At 65.6% G+C, this 2,444-nt stretch carries 1 protein-coding gene; it reads right to left on the reverse strand.

Annotated features, from left to right (window positions below):
* Nucleotides 1–259 precede the first annotated feature (259 nt).
* Nucleotides 260–1,630 carry a M23 family metallopeptidase gene (locus BLR95_RS15365; protein ID WP_245689579.1) on the reverse strand — a complete coding sequence of 457 codons (1,371 nt, stop codon included), beginning with the start codon at nucleotides 1,628–1,630 and terminating at the stop codon, nucleotides 260–262.
* Nucleotides 1,631–2,444: the final 814 nt, after the last annotated feature.

Raw genomic sequence — 2,444 nt, forward strand, 5'->3', positions numbered from 1 at the left:
GCTCCTGCCCATGATCCACCTCCCAAAAAGAAAAGTGAATCACGGACGCAGAGTCTTGGGAATCCCTCGATTCAGGTTTGGAGCTCCACGCTCTAGAGCCGAGAGCGAAAAATCGGAACCACTTGGTGGTTCCAGATTTTTCGCTCTCGGCTCTACATCTAAGATCGAGAGAAGATCGTGCGAAATCTGAAGCGCTCCGCGATTCACATTTCGCACGATCTGCTCTATGTGGTGGGCAACCTTGCGCGGCGCGGGCCGGTTACTCGACCCGGCTCGCCATTTCGGTGTCGTGGGGCAGGCTGGCGTACAGGCGGTCGGCCTGGGTACGCTGCGCCTCGAAGCGGGCCATCTCGGTGCCGGTCAGCTTGCGGCCCGAGGGCATGCGCACCTTAAGCGGGTTGGTGTGCTTGCCGTTGACCAGGATTTCATAGTGCAGATGCGGCCCGGTGGAGCGTCCGGTGGTGCCCACATAGCCGATCACCTGCCCCTGCTTGACCCGGGTGCCGGTCCCCATGCCCTTGGCGAAGCGGCTCATGTGGGCATAGGCGGTGGCGTACTCGCCGCCGTGGCGGATGCGGATGTAGTTGCCATAGCCGCCCTTGCGCCCGGCGAAGTCGATGGTGCCGCTGCCGGCGGCATAGATCGGGGTGCCGGTGGGGGCGGCGAAATCGACCCCGGTGTGCATCTTGGAGTAACCGAGGATCGGATGCTTGCGCATGCCATAGGACGACGACAGCCGGGCCCCGTCGATGGGGGTGCGCATCAGGCCCTTCTGCAGGCTGTGGCCGTGCTCGTCGAAATAGCTGACGATGCCGTCGCTGTCCTCGTAGCGGTACAGGTTGAAGGTGGCGCCGGACAGGGTCAGCGAGGCGAACAACACGTCGCCGTCGGCCACCCGGCGGCCGTCCTCGGTGGTCTTTTCGGTGTACATCACCGAGAAGGCATCGCCGCGCTGGATGTCGCGCTGGAAATCGACGTCGTAGGAATAGGTGCGGATCAGCTGGGCCAGAACCCCGGGCGGCACGCCGGCCCGGGTGGCGGCGACGTACAGGCTGCTGTCGATGCGCCCGCCAGCGCGCCGGGTGGCGGTGACCAGGGGGGCTTTCTCGGCGTCGGCGGTGAAGCCGTCGCCGTCGCGCCAGGTCTTCACGGTCAGGCCGGTTTCCGGCTCGAAGCTGAAGCCGGTCAGGCGCGGCGCGGCGTCGGGGCCGTCCTCGGCCAGGGTGGTGATGGTGAACGCCTGACCGGCGCGCAGCCGGCGCGGGTCATAGACCTCGCTGAAGGCGATGATGGCCTCGTGCGCCTCGCCACGGACCAGGCCGGCGTCCAGCAGCAGACCCATCAGGGTGCCGCCAGAGGGCAGGGTGACCGTGCTTTCCACCGGTGCCGGCTGGGCCGTCGGGGCGGCATCGGTGGGGGGGGCGGGGGGCAGGGCGGCCAGCGAGGTCTGATCGGTCGGTTCCAGGGACTTCGGCCCGCCCAGGTAGGCTGCGTTGCCGCTATGGCTGCCGACCAGGACGGTCAGGATGGCGGCGGCGGCGGCGGATCCGAGCAGGGCCCGGGTGGCCAAACGGCGGACCGGGCGGGACGGGCCGCGCCGCGCCGGCGCGGAAGGCTGATCGTCAGTCACCAGAAGACCCCTCTTTATCAGGAAGCTGTCGGCTTGATGGTGGCAGGTGGCTGCGAACCCCGGAGTGTGTTGCGCCGGTGGTGGCGAAATCAAAAAAAACCTTTAGCCCGGGACCGCCCGACAAGCGGCCCAGCGTGAAACCGGCTCCAGATCGCAGATGTTGTGTACCCGGTTCCGTATCATTGTTATCCGCAGGGGGCTTGTCAAATAGTAAATGCACACCGAATCAAGCTCTTTGGGATCGTTCTTGAAGTCGGAATCCGAACTGTCACATTCCCGGCCTTCACAACATTCCCTTATTGGACCGCGCGCCGTTCGGTGAGCGTCCCTCATATGGCACATCAAGCCCCCATCGGGCGAGGGGAAACCGGAATGTGCCGCCCCATCTGTCGCAACCGCGAAAAGGGGTGTTGACAGTTCGGTGACAGGGGGCTAGAAACCGCCTCCGCCGCGACGGTCGGCCGGGCACCCAAGTCCTTCGGGACGCCGTGCCAGGGCAGCCGTCCGGGGATCTTCCTGAAGGGGGCGTTCAACGGCTTCGGCCAGCCCTTCGGAAAGACCTCCGAGGCCCCTGCATTTTCCGCTTGACGGCGGACGGGCATGGGTCTAAAAGGCGGCCTCCCTGGCGGGACGGTGGTTCTGCCGCTGACTGCTGGGGGGTTCTACCGGACTGAAATTCCTGCTCTTTTTGGGCTGGGAGCGAGGTTCGGGAGGTATCGGGTCCGGGGTGATGCCCGGGGTTTGGTGCCGCTGCTTTTTGACATTGTGGAAGAAGTCGCGTGGAAGGGATGCGCGGGCGGCGAGAGTCGGTTTC

Origin of the sequence: Roseospirillum parvum, assembly GCF_900100455.1 — a bacterium.
In the GTDB taxonomy this organism is placed as follows: domain Bacteria; phylum Pseudomonadota; class Alphaproteobacteria; order Rhodospirillales; family Rhodospirillaceae; genus Roseospirillum; species Roseospirillum parvum.